This is a genomic window from Providencia sp. Marseille-Q8014 (assembly GCF_965112055.1).
In genome coordinates this window covers 2,083,141-2,103,586 of record NZ_CBCOPT010000001.1, presented here as the reverse complement: position 1 = coordinate 2,103,586, position 20,446 = coordinate 2,083,141, and the positions used below count along the sequence as shown (strand labels likewise).

Sequence of the window (20,446 nt, the reverse complement as noted above, 5' to 3'; positions counted from 1 at the left end):
CCAGACTATAATAGTACAAAATAACAGCACATTAATGTGTGAAATTATCCCTTTGATGATAATCAAATAATGATATTGGGCTTTTATTTTTTCTATTAACACGAGATAGTAAAAAAACCCACATACGCTTTATTGCTTAAGCACTATAACGTTCAGAATATTATTACTAATGCGATAACAACCTAATTAATCGCCATATTAGTGACGATTAATTAGGAGGTATTAGTCATTTTTGGAGTGGATTAGAGAAGGCCTGGGAATATCGCTTTAACACCTGTGACAATGAACTCAATCCCCAATGACATCAGAAGTAAGCCCATAATACGCGTCACGACGTTGATACCTGTTTGTCCTAAATAACGAACTAATAATGACGCTGAACGAAACAGTAACCAGCAACAAAATGCAAATACAATACTTGTCAGCGCAAGGCCGATAAAATTTTGCCATCCATGCCAGCGAGATGACCAAACGATACAAGAACTAATTGCCCCTGGCCCTGCCATTAAAGGTAACGCAAGAGGAACCACGCCGATACTATCACGGACGGCAGTTTCTGTTTTCTCTTGCTTATTTTGTTTATCTTCACCAATTTTCCCACTGATCATTGACATTGCGATAGTCACTATCAAGATCCCCCCCGCAATACGAAACGAATCAATAGAAATACCAAATAGCTGAAGAATAGAATCGCCAATTAATAAGGACGTACATAAAATGATAGCTACAGAAGTATTCGCGATCGTATTGGTTTTATTACGCCCTGCACTACTTTGATAATTGGTCATGCTAATAAACACAGGTAAGATCCCTACTGGGTTTACTAACGCAAAAAGGCCGATAAAAAATTTTATATAGCCTGATAAATCAAGTAATCCTGCACCCACTCATTAGCACCTTCAAAAAGTCTCGTTTGAGAAAATGATCGATAGATAAAGTTTATCATTAAATTAATGAAATACATTGTGCTAAGTTTTGTTTTAGTTACCACGATTAACCATCGGCTTAATAAGCATACAAAAAGCAGGCTATTTCTCTATTTCACCAGCGTAATAACGATATTTTGGGTTAATTTCCAAAAAAGAAGCGAATTTGGCTAAAATTGCCATGCTGAAAGGTTTCAGTTTTGATTTTTTGTGATTTAGATCACGTTAATAAATATGAATAATGTTAATCTATTCTTAACTGATAGGGAGAGAAAATTTAAGAAAAGTACGCTTTTCATATTGATTTAAAAGCTTTTTAAGCCAATAAGCGGATAAGCAAAGTATGATAATAAATATAAACTATAATTATCTACTCACTTTTGTAACACCGTTGTGTTTCTGGATGCACTGCTCATTGGCTTAAAAAGTTTAACATTTATCAGGAGTAATCTCTATGTCAGTAACTAATGTTACCGAACTCAATGACCTCGTTGCTCGTGTCAAAAAAGCTCAGCGTGAATTCGCTAACTTCTCTCAAGAACAAGTTGACCGTATTTTCCGCGCAGCGGCGCTTGCCGCAGCAGATGCACGAATCCCTCTCGCAAAACTGGCGGTTGAAGAATCAGGCATGGGTATTATTGAAGATAAAGTGATCAAAAATCACTTTGCTTCCGAGTATATATACAATGCCTATAAAGATGAAAAAACCTGTGGCGTGCTTTCAGAAGACCCAACTTTCGGTACCATCACAATTGCAGAACCTATCGGCATTATCTGTGGTATCGTGCCAACCACTAACCCAACATCAACCGCTATTTTTAAGTCGCTGATTAGCTTAAAAACACGAAATGCAATTATTTTTTCACCACACCCAAGAGCAAAAAATGCAACCAATAAAGCGGCTGAAATCGTTCTAAAAGCAGCAATAGCCGCGGGTGCACCAAAAGATATCATCGGTTGGATAGATGCGCCATCTGTTGAATTATCCAATGCACTCATGCATCACGATGACATCAATCTGATTTTAGCAACTGGTGGTCCGGGTATGGTAAAAGCCGCCTATAGTTCCGGTAAACCGGCTATTGGTGTAGGTGCGGGAAATACCCCTGTAGTGATCGATGAAACTGCGGATATCAAACGCGCTGTTGCCTCTATTTTGATGTCAAAAACGTTTGATAATGGCGTGATATGTGCCTCAGAACAATCCGTTGTGGTCGTTGATGAAATCTATAATCAAGTTCGTGAACGCTTTGCTAGCCATGGCGGCTATATTTTGCAAGGCAAAGAACTGAAAGCTGTTCAAGACGTTATTCTTAAAAATGGTAATCTCAACGCCGCCATTGTTGGCCAACCTGCCTACAAAATTGCAGAAATGGCCGGTATCACTGTTCCTGTGACGACAAAAATTCTGATTGGTGAAGTTAAAGTCATTGATGAATCAGAACCATTCGCTCATGAAAAACTTTCCCCACTACTCGCCATGTATCGTGGTAAAAACTTTGAAGATGCCGTAGAAAAAGCAGAGTTACTGGTGGAAATGGGCGGAATTGGTCACACTTCTTGTTTATATACAGATCAAGATAACCAAGCTGAACGCGTTAATTATTTTGGCGTGAAAATGAAAACAGCGCGTATTTTGATTAATACCCCTGCCTCACAAGGTGGTATCGGTGACCTATATAACTTTAAATTAGCGCCTTCTCTCACACTGGGTTGTGGTTCATGGGGAGGTAACTCCATCTCTGAAAACGTTGGACCAAAACACTTAATTAATACTAAGACTGTGGCGAAAAGAGCTGAAAATATGTTATGGCATAAACTTCCTAACTCAATTTATTTCCGTCGCGGTTGTCTTCCTATTGCCCTTGAAGAGATAGCAACGGATGGTGCAAAACGTGCGTTTATCGTGACTGATGGTTATTTATTCAATAATGGCTATGTCGAAGAAGTCATTAATGTCCTTAAACAACATCATATTGAAACTGACGTCTTCTTTGAAGTTGAGGCTGATCCAACCTTAACCGTTGTCCGTAAAGGTGCAGCACAAATGAACGCCTTCAAACCTGATGTCATTATTGCATTAGGTGGTGGCTCACCAATGGATGCCGCCAAAATTATGTGGGTAATGTACGAGCACCCAGAAACCCATTTCGAAGAGTTAGCATTACGCTTTATGGATATCCGTAAACGTATCCATCGCTTCCCCAAAATGGGCGTGAAAGCAAAATTAGTCGCTATTACCACAACGTCTGGTACTGGTTCTGAAGTGACACCATTTGCGGTAGTTACTGATGATAAAACAGGTCAAAAATATCCATTAGCAGACTATGCTCTAACACCTAACATGGCGATCGTTGATGCAAACCTAGTCATGAACATGCCGAAATCGTTGACTGCATTTGGTGGTTTAGATGCTGTGACGCATGCTCTAGAAGCTTATGTTTCTGTTTTAGCGAACGAATACTCAGATGGGCAAGCACTACAAGCGCTGAGCTTATTAAAAGACTATCTACCCGCTAGCTATCATGAAGGGGCGACTAACCCTGTGGCAAGAGAACGTGTTCATAACGCCGCTACCATTGCAGGTATTGCATTTGCAAACGCCTTCTTAGGGGTATGTCACTCAATGGCCCATAAACTGGGGTCTGAATTCCATATACCGCACGGATTAGCTAATGCACTATTAATTAGTAATGTGATTCGTTACAACGCCAACGATAACCCAACCAAACAAACCGCATTCAGCCAATATGACCGCCCACAAGCACGTCGTCGTTATGCTGAAGTCGCTGACCATTTAGGTCTGACGAAAGCGGGTGATCGTACCGATACGAAGGTTGAGAAGCTATTGGCTTGGCTTGAAGAGATCAAAGCAGATTTAGGCATTCCTAAGTCTATACGTGAAGCTGGCGTTGCTGAGGCAGACTTCTTAGCGCATGTTGATAAGTTGTCTGAGGACGCGTTTGATGACCAATGTACAGGTGCAAACCCACGTTACCCATTAATTTCCGAGTTAAAACAACTGCTACTTGATTCCTATTATGGACGTGAATTTACTGAAGAACCTGTTGTCGCAACCGCGAAAACAGAAAAGAAAAATTCAAAGAAATAATTAAATAATTGCACAATTAATAAAAAGGCACTGATTAAAAACCAGTGCCTTTTTGGGTAATATAATAAGTAATTATTTATTATACACTTTTATCAACTAATAACGCCCTGCCTCTGTTTTATTTCCAGTAACCATCAATTAGTTAACGTTAATTAAAGTGAATAGCAACCTTAGGAATAACCCCTTGATTCATTAGTTTTGCTTGTTCGATGGCTTCCGTATAGTGCTTACGACACACTGAAATATACTTCTCGTTACCGCCTATATCGACCTGTGCGCCTTCGTAGACGGGAATACCATCATTCCCTATTCTCAACACTTTATTTGCTTTACGACCGCAATAGCACACTGTTTTTAATTCGACTAATTTGTCTGCCCATGCTAATAAATATTGACTACCCGCAAACAATTCTCCTGAAAAATCGGTTCTCAGGCCATAACATAAAACGGGAATATCACAGTTATCGACAATATCGCATAGCTGTTCAACTTGCTGTTTTGTTAAAAATTGACACTCATCAATTAAGACACAATGTACCTTTTTTATCCCATTTTCACTTTTGATGATTTCAGCCATATTCGTTGTAGGCGAAAATAGTAACGCATCCGCAGACAGCCCAATTCGAGAAGAGACTTTACCTTGCGAGAAGCGAGTGTCGATTTCAGCGGTGAAAATCAATGTGCGCATTCCTCTTTCATTATAGTTATAAGAAGATTGCAGCAGGGATGTCGATTTTCCCGCATTCATAGCAGAATAGTAAAAATATAGCTGAGCCATCAGCCTAGTTCCTCTAAATTAATAAACGAAATAATCTTACCATAAAACATGTTATTAGATTAACAATCCGCATTTTAAGGGTTTAAAAACAGCACAATACACAAAACTCTATTGGCTTTAATGAATTTAGACTGATACTAAACACCTTTTTTGCTCCTATAACAGGTAAAATAACGAACTATCGTTTGTGCAAAATAGCCTGTTATTTTATCAATCATATAGCTAGCCTGCTGTATCAAAAAAAGAAAATTTACGTTTAGGCTCATTTATTTGAGATTTTACCACTAATAAAGATGTCACCGTTTACGAGTGAGTACCTCAAATTATAATCCAAAAAAACTTCGGTTAATTGAATCCGTTTTTCATTAGTTTGGATATTGATAATAGCGGTATATATATATCAGTGAAAAGTTAATATTTCTTTTGTAAAAAAATTGCTTTTGGTAAAGATAACTTTTAAACTAATAGTGTAAATTAGCTATTGCAGAAAATAAAATAGCATTCTATTATTAGTGTACACAGGCCAACAATTAAATTTGAGACCAGGAAAATGAGCGAATCTTTAAAAGCATTAAATAACATCCGTACTCTTCGTGCACAAGCAAGAGAAATTGCTTTAGAATCACTGGAAGAAATGCTGGAAAAATTAACCGTCGTTGTTGAAGAACGTCGTGAAGAAGAAAATCAAGCTCGTGCAGAGCTAGAAGAGAAAAGCCGTAAGCTGGAAAGTTTCCGTCAAATGGCAGAGGAACAAGGTATCGATCTAAACGAACTTGTTCAAATTTTAGATACAGGTAAAGGCACTAGCACTCGTGCTAAACGTGCTGCTCGCCCTGCTAAATACAAATATGTTGATGAAAATGGCGAAACTAAAACTTGGACAGGCCAAGGCCGTACGCCAGCTGTTATCAAGATTGCCATTGAAGAACAAGGTAAATCTTTGGACGATTTCTTAATCTAAAATTTTAACCTTATTCAAAAAAACGCCCTAATATTAGGGCGTTTTTTTTATCTGATATTTGTTTTTTTTATTATATAAGCCTGTCTATACAAATAGCACCGCCAATATTCCCTGTATTAAATAAAAGCCCCCTAACCCAAACACCGCAACCTGCTATAACCGTCGTTGAACTTTTTATCTCCAAGTTATTTATCATTATGATTTAAATTTTGTCACACCATAAAGTAAAGTTATGTAATTTGCCCTACCCTCAAACGCGTGATTGAATAATCAGATTTAGGGTTATACAAAAAAATGATGTATTTACCCATTCAATATGTAAATTAAATTAAATAATAATTTACATTACACTACCCTTAACTATCGACTGTTCTAAAATCAACAAACAAAAAAAGCCAACCTTCCAGTTAGCTTTTATCAATCATCATAGAGAGAAGCTGTGTTATTTAGAACTGTTCAACTCGTGTGATAAATTTTTAATCCATTGGGAAAAGTCTTTGCCTAAAGTATCATGCTGCAACCCATATTCTACAAAGGCTTTCATATAACCTAGCTTATTACCACAATCATGGCTTTTACCACATAAGTGATATGCTTCAACAGGTTCATTATTTTCCATCATGATGGCAATAGCATCGGTCAATTGAATTTCATCACCAGCTCCAGGTGCTGTTTTCGCCAATGTATCCCAAATTTTTTCGGATAAGACATAACGTCCAACAATAGAAAGGTTTGATGGCGCTTCTTCTTTCTTCGGTTTTTCAACCATACGACTGATTGGTTTACTATCACCAGGAAGTAAAACCGCACCATCACAATCCACGATACCATAATTGGATACTTCATCTTCTGGAACAGGCTCGACTAAAATTTGACTCGCACCTGTTGCTTCAAAATGTTCAAGCATTTCGCTCAAATTAAATTTCGTTAAATCGGTGCTATAGCGGTCTAAAATTACGTCGGGCAAAATAACGGCAAAAGGCTCATCACCCACAAGTGGTTTAGCACACAAAATTGCATGGCCTAATCCCTTAGCGATACCTTGACGCGTTTGCATAATAGTGACATGACTAGGACAAATAGATTGCACCTCATCAAGTAACTGGCGTTTTACACGCGCTTCTAAAATAGCTTCAAGTTCAAAACTCGTATCAAAGTGGTTTTCAATCGAGTTCTTTGATGAGTGAGTGACTAAAACAATTTCATTAATACCTGCTGCGATACACTCATTAACCACATATTGAATGAGTGGCTTATCAACAAGAGGTAACATCTCTTTTGGAATTGCTTTAGTCGCTGGAAGCATACGTGTGCCGAGACCCGCAACAGGAATGACTGCCTTACGTACCTTTCTTTGTGTCATATTCGTCATAACTCCAGAATTCTCCTAAGCACCTTATTCTATAGACTAAATCAACAGTAATAATGTGGTGCGTTTTTAGTGCGAGGCAGTATAACAGGAATAATTTCTGGATAAATAGTACTAATCCCTAATAAGGAATGATATTGCATCTAATGGATTAAATTTAAACAAAACTTAAGCTTCTGGATTAAACATTAATTTAATATTTTGATGATTATTCCAAATTCGACACTGCCAAAATGTTCCTCGAACATCCAAGTGATTGGAGGGTTGATGCTTTAAAGTGCCTAGCGGAACACTTCGTGACAAGCTATATTGTGCGTTTTCGGTAGATACTTCAACCTCCAAACCACCACTAGCCAAAATAATTGCTTTATTATATGTATTGAAATACCCCAGCAATATTGGAAATTGCCCGCTAAAACCAGAGTCTTCTAATAAATAATTTATCTGATTAATAATTTTATCAATTTTCGGCAACTTTTTATCAGGAAAACTCACCGCATTTTTTAATAAGTCATTAAATACAACCCGGATCAAAAATGCTGCCATGATACCTTCTCGAGGCGAACGCTCAATATCAATACAGTAAAAACCAATTTGTGTATCTGATATCGGTGCTAAATCCAGTAATAATCCAAATTGGTTAATTGCATTTAATTGACGGTAATTAATTCGATAGCCATTAATAACCTGATTTACTGGTGGTTGCAGTTGCTTTAAGACAGGAATGATATCCTGCTCATCATAATCCATTAATGATGAGATATCTTGAGGATGTAATGTATTTATCAGTTCACTATCATATAGCTCTGGATAAAGATTGGCGTGAATCGTGACTTTCAACTCTTCTAAATTTTTGATTGGCTTTAATAAGGCATCTTTTGCTCCCAACCTCAGCATACGATCCAACTGAGTAAAATCGGTTGTCGCCGATATCACAATGACAGGTATATGAATATGCTGAGCGACCAGTTCTGACATAAAAGCCTCACCACTCATCACTGGCATATTAAGATCACACAAAATAACATCCGGCCTAATTTTTTCGACCGTGAGTCTTATTAATGCGCTTTGACCATTATCAGCGACGAAAACCTGCATACCTTGTGCTTGTAAGTACCCTTCTAACATTGAGCGAAAAATTTTTTCATCTTCAACGATGAGTATCTTTTTATTTTTCATGTTGAACCTACTTCTGGCTATAATTGGCGATTAACTACCAATACTATTATTCATATGACAAAATCATTGTACTATCACTTTTAAAGTATAGTTATTTTTATTACCTATACTTATTTTTATAGAGTAAAAAGATGGAACAATCCTTAAACCAGTGCTGTTTTTGTGGCAATACCGCACCTTTTGACCAATGTTGCCAACCTTATCTCGAAAATAAAGCGACGCCTGAAACCCCAGAACAACTGATGCGATCCCGCTATAGTGCGTATGTGACACACAATGCGGATTATCTCATCGCAACTTGGCATCCTGATTGTCAGGCTGAACAGTGGCGAGAAGAACTCCAACAAAGTTTCTCACAAACGAAATGGATCTCTCTTCGTGTTATTAGTTCTTCTTATGCTAAAAATAGCGATGAAGGATATGTCGAATTTTCAACTTGCTTTATTGATGAAAAAGCTGATCATAAACAGCTTATTCATGAACGTTCCCGTTTTCTTCGCATAGATAAACGTTGGTATTACATAGATGGTGTGACACCTAAGACGGGTCGAAATGACCTATGCCCATGTGGTTCCGGCAAAAAATTTAAAAAATGCTGTAACAATAATTAGTGGTTATGTTTTACCCATCGTAACGGAAATGCAGAATGTATCGCTTGCTGAATTGTTTGCTTTATCATTCACGCGGCTAACTGGTTCACAGAGAGAGGATTTATCTTTGTGCACCAGAGCGTTATGAACCTAGTCATAAGTCGCCGCAAAGAAAGAATGATAGCCAATTCGCTTTGTAAGTTAAGGATCAGACACCTCCATGCAACAAAAAAATGTACAAAAAAAAGTCCTTCGCACTATATGTCCTGACGCAAAAGGATTGATCGCTAAAATCACCAATATTTGTTACAAGCACCAACTCAACATAGTCCAAAATAATGAATTTGTTGATCATCGTACTGGTCGGTTCTTTATGAGAACGGAGCTTGAAGGGATTTTTAATGATGAAACCCTTCTCGCTGACCTAGATGATGCATTACCAGTAGGTTCAAAACGTGAATTAAATTCATCGGGTCGTCGTCGCATCGTGATTATGGTTACGAAAGAAGCTCATTGCTTAGGTGACCTATTAATGAAAAGCGCATACGATGGCTTAGACGTTGAAATTGCAGCTGTTATCGGTAATCACGACACACTAAAAAACCTTGTTGAGCAATTTGGTATTCCTTTCCATCATATTAGCCATGAAGGTTTAACCCGAGAGCAGCATGATGAGAAAATGATTGCGCAAATCGACCAATACCAACCTGATTATGTTGTTTTAGCCAAATATATGCGTGTATTGACTCCCGCATTTGTCCAGCACTACCCGAATCAAATCATTAATATTCATCATTCATTTTTACCCGCCTTCATTGGTGCCCGTCCATATCATCAAGCATATGAACGGGGCGTTAAAATCATTGGAGCAACCGCCCACTTTGTTAATGATAATCTTGATGAAGGCCCTATTATCACGCAAAACGTCATTAATGTAGACCATACCTTCACTGCTGACGATATGATGCGAGCGGGTAGAGATGTAGAAAAAAACGTGCTTAGCCATGCATTATATTGGGTATTAGCGCAACGCGTTTTTGTTTACGGAAATAGAACTATTATCTTGTAAGACACTTAGCTGCTGTTTAAATATGCATGCAGAGTAAAAAAACAGCACTTAAACAGCTTTTAAAAATTAATGCTTTACAGGGGCGCGTCATTTGATATGATGCCGCCCGCTGTCAACGAATACAGCAATTCAAAATCTGGTGGGATACCCAAGCGGCCAAAGGGAGCAGACTGTAAATCTGCCGTCACAGACTTCGAAGGTTCGAATCCTTCTCCCACCACCATTCAAGCAACTCCCTGACCTAAATCATCAATAGTATCCATAAAGCGATTTAACACACTCGAATGTGATTTAGACTTATAAATATAGCAACTACACTCATCTATAATGGAATTCAAGGGAATATATTGCAGTAAGTTGTCCGCGATTTCATGCTCAGGATAACAATCAATAATAGCAATAAAATCACCCACTTGTAGAAAACTTTGACAACTACTGATGTTATCCATTTGCCGAACACTTGCTTTGTTACCCTCAAGCTCCACCTTTTCGAGTAATTCCCCCATTAAATTACTCTTATAGAATGCAGGGTCACATAACCAAGTGCAATTTTTTAATAGTGCCATAATATTATGTTGATGCTTTTGATATAGCTCACTTCGACAAAAAATTCCTAATGATGCATTTTCTATTTTTCGTTGTAAGGAAAAACGCTCACTCACGACTGGCTGTGAACTTAAAATTAGTGTATTTCCATCATAATCGACTATTTCATCAACCTCCTCATAATTAAATCTTAATATATTAATTTGGACATTATTTTTATTAGCGGCTTGATAAAGATTAATAAGAAAGTTTTCTTTCCCCCAGTCATAATAAATATTTGCTTCATTGACAATATAGCCCGTGAAATGTTTTTTGGTTATTTCTTTCTCCTGCAAGTAAAGATCGCGCAAGTCATTATATAATTCTTGTCCATCTTTAGTTAAAGTCATACCAAATTTTTCTCTCTTAAATAACCGCTTACCCAAGCTGGTTTCGAAATCTTTAATCGACTTGGCGATAGGTGGCGTCGTTCGGTTCATCACTCTAGCAGCCTTACTTAATGAGCCATTTTCAACAACTGCCATAAATGCCTCTAATTTTCTTGAAAAGAACATATCTATGACCCCATTCTGTTTATTAAACATGCAGAATCCAACATTATTAATCATTAAAAACAATATGTTGAATAGCCCATCACTTGACATTTCAGATGAAAACTTTAATTTAACTTTTCATTGAATGAGTAACAATATTTCATAAAAGTATTTTTATATTTTCCAACAATGCAAAGCAATATATTATACTGTTTCATTTCATTATTTTTTATGGCTCGACTATTAAATCACATTAAATATAAATCACCAATTGGAAATCAATGAACATATTTTTCATTAATTGTACAATTAATAATGTTACTTAAAATTTGGAATGTAATGTTATTATTATAATTAAGGTAAAAAATATTTATTCCCCATAATTAAAGTCCTGTTTAAATAGTTCTTTAATAGTTACAGTTAACTCCGCATCTGATAGAATCCCCCTGTACAGACAATATCTAACAGGTGATAAAAGACCATGAAATTTATCTCGTTCAACATAAATGGCCTCCGTGCTCGCCCACATCAATTGGCGGCTATTATTGATAAGCATCAGCCTGAAGTGATCGGGCTACAGGAAACCAAAGTTCATGATGACATGTTTCCTTATGATGAGGTCAGCAAGCTAGGCTATCATGTATTTTATCACGGCCAAAAAGCCCACTATGGCGTAGCGCTATTGACCAAAAATGAACCTGTCGCTGTGCGTAAAGGGTTCCCTACTGACGACGACGATGCACAACGCAGAATTATTATGGCGGATATTGAGACCAATAATGGTCTGCTAACTGTCGTGAATGGTTACTTTCCCCAGGGTGAAAGTCGCGACCATCCAACAAAATTTCCTGCCAAAGAAAAATTCTATCAGGACTTACAAGACTATATTACATCAACTCAGACACCTGAGTCACAACTGTTAATCATGGGTGATATGAATATTAGCCCAACCGATCTCGATATTGGTATCGGTGACGCAAACCGTAAGCGTTGGTTAAAAACAGGGAAATGTTCTTTCTTACCAGAAGAGCGGGAATGGATGGAAAGATTACTCAATTGGGGCTTAGTCGATACCTATCGTGCCATGCACCCTGAAACCAATGATTGCTATTCATGGTTTGACTACCGTTCAAAAGGATTTGATGATAATCGAGGATTACGTATAGACCTACTATTAGCCTCAACGGCTCTTTCTCGCCGCTGTTTAGCGACAGGGATTGATTATGAAATCAGAGGAATGGAAAAACCATCAGATCACGCCCCCGTTTGGGCTGAATTCGATTTAACGAAAGACTAACCTTTCCCCATTCAATAAGGGAGTGGCTCTCATTCCCTTATTGATCACGATAAAAACAAGAATGATTTTTGGATTGTTAACTACTCTTGTACACTCTTTTTCATTTTTTTAGCCGATTTAGTGGCTTTTTTAGTGCCTTTGGCATGCGTTACCGGTGGTAATTCACGAAACGCACGTAAATTAGTCAACTGGCGAGCCTGAGAGATCAGCTGTGTCAAGGTGGCGCTTAACGGATTCATAAAATCATCATATCGCGTTTGCTTTTCACTGATTTGCGTCAAAATAGATTCCCAATGTGCGGTCATATCCGGTAATGTCGCCATATCAGGCAATACATGAATGAGCGCTCGGCCTGCGGGGGTGGAGTGAATATAACGACCTTTTTTAAATAGGAACTGACGTTTAAATAATAAATCAATGATCCCTGCACGTGTCGCTTCAGTGCCTAACCCATCCGTTTCGCGCAATACTTTTTTTAAGGCTTTATCTTGAACAAAGCGCGCTATCCCAGTCATTGCTGATAATAAAGTTGCATCAGTAAAAGGTCTTGGTGGCTGAGTTTGCTTTTCAACAACCTCTCCTTTTTCACACAATAACTCATCCCCTTTAGCCACAACAGGTAATGGACTACCATCATTTTCAGAGTCTCGCTCTTTATTCCCAAGAACCACTCGCCAACCTGCTTCCGCTAAAAAACGTGCCTTAGCAATAAATTTACCCTTTTCAATATCAAGCTCAATGGTACATTTGCGATAAACGGCATCTGACATAAATTGAATGATATATTGACGCGCCACTAACTGATAAATATTAGCTTCATTTTCAGTTAATTTAACCGCCGTTGCTTTAGCTGTCGGAATAATCGCATGATGAGCATCAACTTTTTTGTCATCCCAACAACGATTTTTTTTATCCAGTTCAGGCAGTTCGAACTGGGTTAGTTCTGGTTGATGAACTGAAATCGCATTCAATACCGAATGACGTCCAGCAAAGTGCTCATCAGGCAGATAACGGCTATCTGAACGTGGATAAGTGATGAGTTTGTGGGTTTCATACAGACGTTGGCAAATGTCCAACACCTCTTGTGCGCTTAATCCAAATTTTTTAGCCGCTTCAATCTGTAATGCAGATAGTGAAAAAGGTAACGGAGCCGTTTCAGATTCACGCTTGTCTTGATATTGGGTGACAAAAGCCGGTTTTCCGGTAATACGCGAGACAACATGTTCAGCGAGAGGACGATGAAATAGACGCCCTTCCTCATCCTGATAATCAATGCAAGATTCACTTGGTTGCCAAATGGCCACAAAACGTTCATCTTGAGGCGTCACTATATGCGCTTTGACCTCAAAATAATCTTTCGGTACAAAATTTTCGATGTCTTCATCACGGCGAACAACCAGACCTAGTACTGGTGTTTGCACTCTTCCCACCGACAACACACCTTGATAACCGCCTCGTTGCCCCAACAACGTGTACGCTCGAGTCATGTTAATCCCATACAACCAATCTGCTCGTGCCCGTGCTAGTGCGGAAACACATAATGGAATAAATTCGCGATTTTCTCGTAGCCGGTCGATGGCTCTTTCTACTGCTTGTGGGTTAAGGTCATTAATCAAACAACGTTTGACTTGCTTTCTTTTATCGGCCGGAAGTTTTAAGAAATCTAAAACTTCATCCACTAACAATTGCCCTTCTCTATCAGGGTCTCCTGCATGCACGACCTCAGTCGCTTGTTTGAGCAAAGTATCAATTGTCTTTAATTGTTTGGTTACTGCGGAACGCGGTTTAAGTTGCCATTTTTCAGGAATGATCGGCAAGTCTTGCAAATTCCAGCGTGCATATCGAGGTTCATACGCGTCGGGTTCTGCTTGTTCCAATAGATGCCCGATACACCACGTGACTATTTGATCATTACCACACTGGATAAAACCATCACCTCGTTTGTGAGGCTTAGGAAGTACATCCGCAATTGCCCGCGCAAGGCTAGGCTTTTCCGCAATAAACAAACGCATTAAGTTAATCTTTCACTTCAATTAAAGGAACATTTTCCCGCTGGGGTAATAATTTACCGATAGACTGTAACAAAACACCTTGCTGCTGTGCAATGTCTTTAATTTTAGCGACCTCAGAAGGCTCTACAGCGATGAGTAATCCACCAGATGTTTGCGGATCACAGAGTAACTTGCGCTGAGCTTCCGTCATTGGCCCAATGAGATGCCCATAGCTGTCAAAGTTCCGTTGGGTTCCACCGGGAACACAACCCGCATCGATATATTGCTCAACATTCGCCAATTTGGGTACTTGGCTAAAGTAAATTTCTGCACGGACTTTCGAACCTTCGCAAATTTCACTCAAATGACCAAGTAGGCCGAATCCCGTCACATCGGTCATGGCCGTCACCCCCGTTAATGGCGCAATAATTGCCCCTAACTTATTTATCTGACACATAGTTTCAGTGGCTAAGTTTTGGTGCTCTGACGCCAATACCCCTTTTTTCTCTGCGGTCGTTAACACACCGATACCTAACGGTTTAGTCAGGAAGAGTTCACACCCTGCGGTAGCCGCACTATTTTTCTTCACATATTCCGTATTCACTACGCCAGTCACTGCAAGACCAAAAATAGGTTCAGGTGCATCAATCGAATGCCCACCAGCAAGAGAGATCCCCGCCTCAGCACACGCTGCTCGCCCCCCCTCGATGACTTCTTTTGCCACTTCCGGAGGTAATTTTGCGATTGGCCACCCTAAAATCGCAATCGCCATGATGGGTTTGCCTCCCATGGCAAAAATATCACTAATTGCATTCGTGGCGGCTATCCGACCGAACTCAAAAGGTGAATCGACAATCGGCATAAAAAAATCAGTCGTACTGATAATACCGATGCCATTTCCTAAGTCATACACCGCCGCATCATCTTTCGTTTCATTACCGACTAATAAATTAGGGTCGTGAAATTTAGCTTGTTCGGTATGAAGAATTTGCTCCAATATTTTTGGGGCGATTTTACAACCACAGCCTGCGCCATGGCTGTACTGAGTTAATCTGATTTTTTCCACTGAACTTGGCCTTATCAAAAGTGAGAAACAAAATCTTGCATATCAGGAAATTGAACTTTTGCAGGTGCCTTCAGCTCAGGTGTGCCTAAATATAAGAAACCAACAATATGGTCATTCGGCGTGCAACCTAAACCTTCACGAACAATAGCATCTTCCGTCCAAGATCCTGAACGCCAGATCCCTCCAAAACCTTGTGCTACTGCGGCCATTTGCATGGCTTGTACAGTACACCCTGCGGCGACAATTTGTTCCCATTCAGGCACTTTAGGGTGCTTTTGTGTCTTCGCAATAACGGTAATAATCAATGGCGCTCTAAAGGGAGCATTACGCGCTTTTTCTTCAACTTCTGCGCCTAAATTGCCTTCTTTTGCCGCTTTTTCCAGTAATTGACTAAAACGATTTAACCCTTCACCTTGCATAACAACAAAGTGCCAAGGACGTAAAGCACCATGATCCGGCGCTCGCATGCCTGCGGCCAAAATATTTTGTAACTCATCACCTTGTGGTGCTGGCGTTGTTAGCCGTGAAGCTGAACGGCGGTTCAATAAAAGGGTTAAAGCATCCATATTCATCTCCGATTCAGAGTAAACTGATATAATAGTCATTCAAACAAGCAATCATAATCATGCTATTTAATGATTAAATAACCGATTTAAGGTTATTCTACTGTGTCTACAAAGCTTTTTGGCAGTCTTATTCGCTTGAGAGAGACTACAGTATTATATTGATTAATAAATTGAATTATATCATTTGTGTGTGTTGAAAAATATAATCACGATATTGTACAACGCGCTAGAAAACATTGTTATGAATAAAAATATCATTCATTAGCAGACAACTGTTTTTATTTCATTAAGATAACAAGTGCAAATTCGTGTGTCGGAGAAATTATGCGTCAAATATGGGAAATCATCGCCACTGTATTTAAGTTTAGTTGGCGAATACTAAATTTTATTCGAGAGCTGGTTTTCAATACCATTTTTCTTGTATTGTGTTTTTTAGTCATTGGTTCGATAGCGCTATATCAATCCGATTCTAAACCTGACCAAAACTATTTTGGTGCACTGTATGTTGATTTACAGGGCGTAGTTGTTGATCAAGTCTCAACACCTGACCCTTTTGGTCGTATGAGCCGTGAACTCTTGGGGACTCCCAATAGCCGAATGCAAGAAAACTCGCTATTTGATATTGTCGATACGATCCGCAGTGCCGCCACCGATGACCGTATTACCGGTATGGTACTCCGCTTAGACAATCTTGTTGGAGCCGACCAACCTTCGCTCAATTTTATTGGTAAAGCCATTACCGAGTTTAAAGACTCTGGTAAACCTATTTATGCAGTTGGTGATAGCTTTAGTCAATCTCAATATTACTTAGCCAGTTATGCTGACCACATTTTCCTTGCACCACAGGGAATGGTCGGCATTCAAGGTTTTTCAACCAATACCCTTTATTACAAATCACTGTTAGAAAAGCTCAAAGTCAGTAGCCATATTTTCCGTGTAGGGACGTATAAATCGGCAGTTGAGCCGCTAATGCGTGACAATATGTCACCAGAAGCTCGTGAATCGACTAAGCAGTGGTTAGATGCCTTATGGGGTAACTATCTAGAGACTTTGGCTAAAAACCGTAAAACCACAGTGGAAGGAATTTTTCCAGGTACAGAGGCATTACTCAATAAATTACGTGCTTCTGACGGTGATAACGCAAAATATGCGCTAAACCAAAAACTGGTCGACAAAATCTATACGCGTGAACAAGCTGAAAATGTGCTCAAAAAGCAATTTGGTTGGAATGACCAAGAGAAACATTTTAATTACGTGAGTATCTATGATTATTCAGCAAAAATCACCAGTATCGGCGCTGAAATGCCCGGCAATATTGCGGTGATCGTTGTACAAGGTGCGATCATGGATGGCCCCCAAGCGCCGGGTATTGCCAGTGGAGACCTGATCAGCTCGCAAATTAGAGAAGCTCGCTTAGATAACAACATCAAAGCAATCATCTTACGTGTTAATAGCCCCGGCGGTAGTGTCACAGCCTCTGATCTGATTCGTAATGAATTAGCCTCTGCGCGAGCAGCAGGTAAGCCGGTTATCGTCTCTATGGGCGGTATGGCGGCATCAGGTGGCTATTGGGTCTCAACACCAGCTGACTATATTATTTCTAGCCCAAATACGATAACAGGTTCTATCGGCATCTTTGGTGTGATCAATACATTTGAAAATACACTAGATTCTGTCGGAGTCTATACAGATGGCGTATCAACAACCCCACTGGCTGATATTTCTGCCACTAAAGGCATAAGCCCTGAATTTGCTGATATGATGCAGATTACCATCGAAAATGGTTACAAAACCTTTATTGGTTTAGTGGCGAAAGCACGTCATAAAACACCGGAAGAGATCGACAAAATTGCACAAGGTCGCGTCTGGATCGGCAGTGATGCGAAAAAGCTTGGTCTAGTCGACCAATTAGGTGATTTCGATGATGCCGTCACCAAAGCCGCTGAATTAGCCAAGCTTGATTCTGTACAATTGGACTGGATGCAACCTGAGTTGTCATTTATGGATCAGTTAATTCTCGAACTGAGCAACAGCGCACAAGCGATAGTACCCGATGTGTTACAGGTATTCTTACCTCCCGCGGTCGCCACTGATATTCGCCAGCAAGCCCAATTTTTCTTAAAAATGAACGATCCTCAAAATCGTTATGCCTTTTGCCTAAATTGCGCGGATATTCATTAATCTCCCCGATCCCCTTTAGAATATCTAAAGGGGATTAATTGATTTATCTTGTCATTCTCCCTAGCAAAAGCCATTTAAGCAGTAGATAACTGCAATTAAATGCGTCAGAATTATCTCGCTTCCAAATAGAGCCAATGGTAACAAGCGCTTTTTATCTTGTTAGGCAATGTGTTCAGAAATAAATTAGGTAATTAAATGCAGAAGAAATCGATTTATGTTGTGTATACCGGTGGAACCATTGGTATGCGCCACTCTCCCCAAGGTTATATTCCTATTTCAGGCCATCTTCAGGCCCAGCTAGCTAAAATGCCAGAGTTTCATCGTCCTGAAATGCCAGAATTTACAATCAGAGAACATCAACCTTTAATCGACTCTTCTGATATCACACCTGAGGATTGGCAAAATATCGCCGATGATATCAGCGAAAATTATGACAATTATGATGGGTTTGTCATCCTTCATGGCACAGATACCATGGCTTATACCGCTTCTGCGCTATCCTTTATGTTAGAGAACTTACGCAAGCCCGTTATTGTGACAGGGTCACAGATCCCCTTGGAGGCATTGCGTTCTGATGGCCAAACTAACCTACTGAATGCATTGTATCTTGCCGCTAATTACCCCATTAATGAAGTTGGATTGTTCTTTAACAACAAGCTGTATCGGGGCAATCGTACTGTCAAATCTCATGCGGATGGCTTCGATGCATTTACCTCTCCTAACTGTCCTCCTTTGATGGAGGCGGGTATTCATATTCGCACATTCAACACATGTCCAGCTCCCATCGGTATAGGTCCGTTGATTACCCATAGGATAACCCCTCAACCTATTGGCGTTGTCATGATCTATCCAGGGTTATCGATTGAAATTGTACGTAATATTCTCCAGCAACCCGTGAAAGCACTCATTCTGCGTTCTTATGGTATTGGTAATGCTCCCCAGCAACCTGAATTACTGAAAATCCTCCATGATGCAACAAACCGCGGCATTATCGTGGTAAATCTGACGCAATGTATTTCTGGTCGCGTCAATATGGAGGGGTATGCAACAGGCCACGCTCTTGCCGAAGCTGGGGTGATTAGTGGATTTGATATGACATTTGAGGCCGCTTTAAGTAAATTACATTACTTACTCAGTCAAGAATATACACCGGCACATGTTCGGGAATTAATGCAAAATAATCTTAGAGGTGAACTCAGCTATGCCGATGAATAATCCCCATGAGGATTTAATTAAATCCGCTTTACTCTTAGTTGATCTACAAAATGATTTCTGCACTGGCGGCGCACTTGCTGTCGCAGACAGTGAAATAGTGATAGAGACAGCGAATAGAGCCATAGAGCTATGCCAACAACAAAATATTCCGATTATCGCTAGCCAAGACTGGCATCCTGCCAACCATCTGAGTTTTGCCGTTAATTCAGGAACCCGTGTGGGGGATATTGGCACTCTCAATGGCATTCCTCAAGTCTGGTGGCCAGTGCATTGTGTGCAAGGTGAAACGGGCGCTGACTTTCATCCAAAGCTCAATCGAGAGGCTATCTGTGAAGTCTTCACTAAGGGGGAAAATCCTCAAGTAGATAGCTACAGCGCTTTTTTCGACAATGATCGGATTAGCCAAACACGCTTGCATGCATGGCTACAAGAACAGCAAATTACACAATTATTTATTATGGGTATTGCCACCGATTATTGCGTCAAATTTACCGTACTGGATGCACTCAAACTAGGCTATAACGTCGATGTGCTGATTGATGGTTGCCGTGGTGTAAACTTATCAGCCATGGACAGTGAGCTTGCCTTAGCTGAAATGTCGCAAAAAGGGGCGACTTTACTGACAACCGACTCCTTGCAATAGACATAAAAATACCCGCTGGATCCGATGATGCAGTGGGTAAAACATCACGCTATCATTTCAGATTAACTGCATCCTCTTTTGATCACTAAAGCTATCATGTTGCGAGCCCACTTTACCCTTGCTGTGACACACTTAAGTTTGCTCGCCGTCTGTTTAAACCGCTGCGTTCTTGTTGCTTTAATGGTTGAAACTTAACGAGCAGTTTTAGTCAATATAGTAACCTTCCGTTCTGTTACTGGAACAATAGCTACGGAACGCGAATATGAGTTGCTATGGCTCCCACCAGCTCCTCCTCACCGGTGACTCTTCCATGGTTATTATCACTATCAAGGCTTGCCGATACGCTCATGAGAATCATTATTTGCCATAAATTATCTTTATTTATTAAGCAAAATTATAGGCGTGTTTATCGAAACAGTGCTTT

16 protein-coding genes and 1 tRNA gene are annotated in these 20,446 nt (G+C 39.7%); 9 read left to right on the top strand and 8 right to left on the bottom strand.

Translation table 11 applies throughout. The features are described from left to right. Positions 1 to 242: 242 nt before the first annotated feature. Positions 243 to 887 carry a YchE family NAAT transporter gene (locus tag ACWPW6_RS09220; RefSeq protein ID WP_163861536.1) on the bottom strand — a complete coding sequence of 215 codons (645 nt, stop codon included), beginning with the start codon at positions 885 to 887 and terminating at the stop codon, positions 243 to 245. A 493-nt stretch (positions 888 to 1,380) separates the two neighbouring features. On the opposite strand from ACWPW6_RS09220, the gene adhE reads away from it, so the two are divergent. After that, positions 1,381 to 4,038 (top strand): bifunctional acetaldehyde-CoA/alcohol dehydrogenase, encoded by a 2,658-nt coding sequence (gene adhE, locus ACWPW6_RS09215; RefSeq protein WP_154623668.1) that lies wholly within the window; start codon positions 1,381 to 1,383, stop codon positions 4,036 to 4,038. Between the two features lie 148 nt (positions 4,039 to 4,186). Here the strand turns inward: adhE and ACWPW6_RS09210 are convergent, their stop codons facing one another. Then, on the bottom strand, positions 4,187 to 4,816 hold the full coding sequence (locus tag ACWPW6_RS09210) for a thymidine kinase (protein ID WP_247047249.1): 630 nt from the start codon (positions 4,814 to 4,816) through the stop codon (positions 4,187 to 4,189). Positions 4,817 to 5,366: 550 nt separating this feature from the next. Here ACWPW6_RS09210 and hns point away from each other — a divergent pair. Beyond that, the gene (gene hns / locus ACWPW6_RS09205; protein WP_163861532.1) at positions 5,367 to 5,777 is read left to right on the top strand and encodes a histone-like nucleoid-structuring protein H-NS; all 411 of its coding nucleotides are present in this window, start codon (positions 5,367 to 5,369) and stop codon (positions 5,775 to 5,777) included. Positions 5,778 to 6,219: 442 nt separating this feature from the next. Here hns and galU read toward each other — a convergent pair whose 3' ends face one another. Together galU and rssB are read right to left on the bottom strand one after the other, a co-directional pair. Continuing rightward, positions 6,220 to 7,140 (bottom strand): UTP--glucose-1-phosphate uridylyltransferase GalU, encoded by a 921-nt coding sequence (galU, locus tag ACWPW6_RS09200; protein WP_410241975.1) that lies wholly within the window; start codon positions 7,138 to 7,140, stop codon positions 6,220 to 6,222. Between the two features lie 174 nt (positions 7,141 to 7,314). Next, positions 7,315 to 8,325: a two-component system response regulator RssB gene (gene rssB / locus ACWPW6_RS09195; RefSeq protein ID WP_154635699.1), complete on the bottom strand. Its 1,011-nt coding sequence runs from the start codon at positions 8,323 to 8,325 to the stop codon at positions 7,315 to 7,317. Between the two features lie 131 nt (positions 8,326 to 8,456). On the opposite strand from rssB, the gene ACWPW6_RS09190 reads away from it, so the two are divergent. From ACWPW6_RS09190 to ACWPW6_RS09180, 3 genes are all read left to right on the top strand, one after another. Then, positions 8,457 to 8,936, top strand: a complete 480-nt coding sequence (locus tag ACWPW6_RS09190) for a YchJ family protein (protein ID WP_154623828.1) — start codon at positions 8,457 to 8,459, stop codon at positions 8,934 to 8,936. Between the two features lie 199 nt (positions 8,937 to 9,135). Beyond that, complete coding sequence (gene purU, locus ACWPW6_RS09185) at positions 9,136 to 9,984, top strand: formyltetrahydrofolate deformylase (RefSeq protein WP_154623829.1); 849 nt, start codon at positions 9,136 to 9,138, stop codon at positions 9,982 to 9,984. Between the two features lie 138 nt (positions 9,985 to 10,122). Then, a tRNA-Tyr gene (locus ACWPW6_RS09180) sits at positions 10,123 to 10,207 on the top strand. Position 10,208: 1 nt separating this feature from the next. Here ACWPW6_RS09180 and ACWPW6_RS09175 read toward each other — a convergent pair. After that, entirely contained in the window at positions 10,209 to 11,084 is an 876-nt protein-coding gene (locus ACWPW6_RS09175) for a LysR family transcriptional regulator (protein WP_154635702.1), read from the bottom strand. 460 nt (positions 11,085 to 11,544) lie between these two features. Here ACWPW6_RS09175 and xthA point away from each other — a divergent pair, with 460 nt between their 5' ends. Continuing rightward, entirely contained in the window at positions 11,545 to 12,360 is an 816-nt protein-coding gene (gene xthA, locus ACWPW6_RS09170) for an exodeoxyribonuclease III (protein ID WP_154621941.1), read from the top strand. 80 nt (positions 12,361 to 12,440) lie between these two features. Here xthA and ACWPW6_RS09165 read toward each other — a convergent pair whose 3' ends face one another. From ACWPW6_RS09165 to ACWPW6_RS09155, 3 genes are read right to left on the bottom strand one after another with little or no spacing between them, the layout of a single operon-like run. After that, on the bottom strand, positions 12,441 to 14,372 hold the full coding sequence (locus ACWPW6_RS09165; RefSeq protein WP_154621942.1) for a DNA topoisomerase III: 1,932 nt from the start codon (positions 14,370 to 14,372) through the stop codon (positions 12,441 to 12,443). Positions 14,373 to 14,376: 4 nt separating this feature from the next. Further along, positions 14,377 to 15,417, bottom strand: coding sequence for a selenide, water dikinase SelD (selD, locus tag ACWPW6_RS09160; RefSeq protein ID WP_163861526.1), 1,041 nt, complete (start codon positions 15,415 to 15,417; stop codon positions 14,377 to 14,379). 14 nt (positions 15,418 to 15,431) lie between these two features. Beyond that, positions 15,432 to 15,983, bottom strand: a complete 552-nt coding sequence (locus ACWPW6_RS09155; protein ID WP_154621944.1) for an NAD(P)H nitroreductase — start codon at positions 15,981 to 15,983, stop codon at positions 15,432 to 15,434. 324 nt (positions 15,984 to 16,307) lie between these two features. On the opposite strand from ACWPW6_RS09155, the gene sppA reads away from it, so the two are divergent. The 3 genes from sppA (at position 16,308) to pncA (ending at position 20,022) form a co-directional block, all read left to right on the top strand. After that, entirely contained in the window at positions 16,308 to 18,164 is a 1,857-nt protein-coding gene (gene sppA, locus ACWPW6_RS09150; RefSeq protein WP_250000438.1) for a signal peptide peptidase SppA, read from the top strand. A 195-nt stretch (positions 18,165 to 18,359) separates the two neighbouring features. Further along, positions 18,360 to 19,379, top strand: a complete 1,020-nt coding sequence (ansA, locus tag ACWPW6_RS09145; RefSeq protein ID WP_154621946.1) for an asparaginase — start codon at positions 18,360 to 18,362, stop codon at positions 19,377 to 19,379. Continuing rightward, positions 19,366 to 20,022, top strand: coding sequence for a bifunctional nicotinamidase/pyrazinamidase (gene pncA / locus ACWPW6_RS09140; RefSeq protein WP_196713136.1), 657 nt, complete (start codon positions 19,366 to 19,368; stop codon positions 20,020 to 20,022). The genes ansA and pncA overlap by 14 nt, the downstream gene beginning before the upstream one ends. Positions 20,023 to 20,446: the final 424 nt, after the last annotated feature.

Bases quoted from the DNA above. Each gene is read 5' to 3' on its own strand.
- adhE (WP_154623668.1), top strand. From the start codon at position 1,381: ATGTCAGTAACTAATGTTACCGAACTCAATGACCTCGTTGCTCGTGTC.
- ACWPW6_RS09210 (WP_247047249.1), bottom strand. From the start codon at position 4,816: ATGGCTCAGCTATATTTTTACTATTCTGCTATGAATGCGGGAAAATCG.
- hns (WP_163861532.1), top strand. From the start codon at position 5,367: ATGAGCGAATCTTTAAAAGCATTAAATAACATCCGTACTCTTCGTGCA.
- galU (WP_410241975.1), bottom strand. From the start codon at position 7,140: ATGACACAAAGAAAGGTACGTAAGGCAGTCATTCCTGTTGCGGGTCTC.
- rssB (WP_154635699.1), bottom strand. From the start codon at position 8,325: ATGAAAAATAAAAAGATACTCATCGTTGAAGATGAAAAAATTTTTCGC.
- ACWPW6_RS09190 (WP_154623828.1), top strand. From the start codon at position 8,457: ATGGAACAATCCTTAAACCAGTGCTGTTTTTGTGGCAATACCGCACCT.
- purU (WP_154623829.1), top strand. From the start codon at position 9,136: ATGCAACAAAAAAATGTACAAAAAAAAGTCCTTCGCACTATATGTCCT.
- ACWPW6_RS09175 (WP_154635702.1), bottom strand. From the start codon at position 11,084: ATGTTCTTTTCAAGAAAATTAGAGGCATTTATGGCAGTTGTTGAAAAT.
- xthA (WP_154621941.1), top strand. From the start codon at position 11,545: ATGAAATTTATCTCGTTCAACATAAATGGCCTCCGTGCTCGCCCACAT.
- ACWPW6_RS09165 (WP_154621942.1), bottom strand. From the start codon at position 14,372: ATGCGTTTGTTTATTGCGGAAAAGCCTAGCCTTGCGCGGGCAATTGCG.
- ACWPW6_RS09155 (WP_154621944.1), bottom strand. From the start codon at position 15,983: ATGGATGCTTTAACCCTTTTATTGAACCGCCGTTCAGCTTCACGGCTA.
- sppA (WP_250000438.1), top strand. From the start codon at position 16,308: ATGCGTCAAATATGGGAAATCATCGCCACTGTATTTAAGTTTAGTTGG.
- ansA (WP_154621946.1), top strand. From the start codon at position 18,360: ATGCAGAAGAAATCGATTTATGTTGTGTATACCGGTGGAACCATTGGT.
- pncA (WP_196713136.1), top strand. From the start codon at position 19,366: ATGCCGATGAATAATCCCCATGAGGATTTAATTAAATCCGCTTTACTC.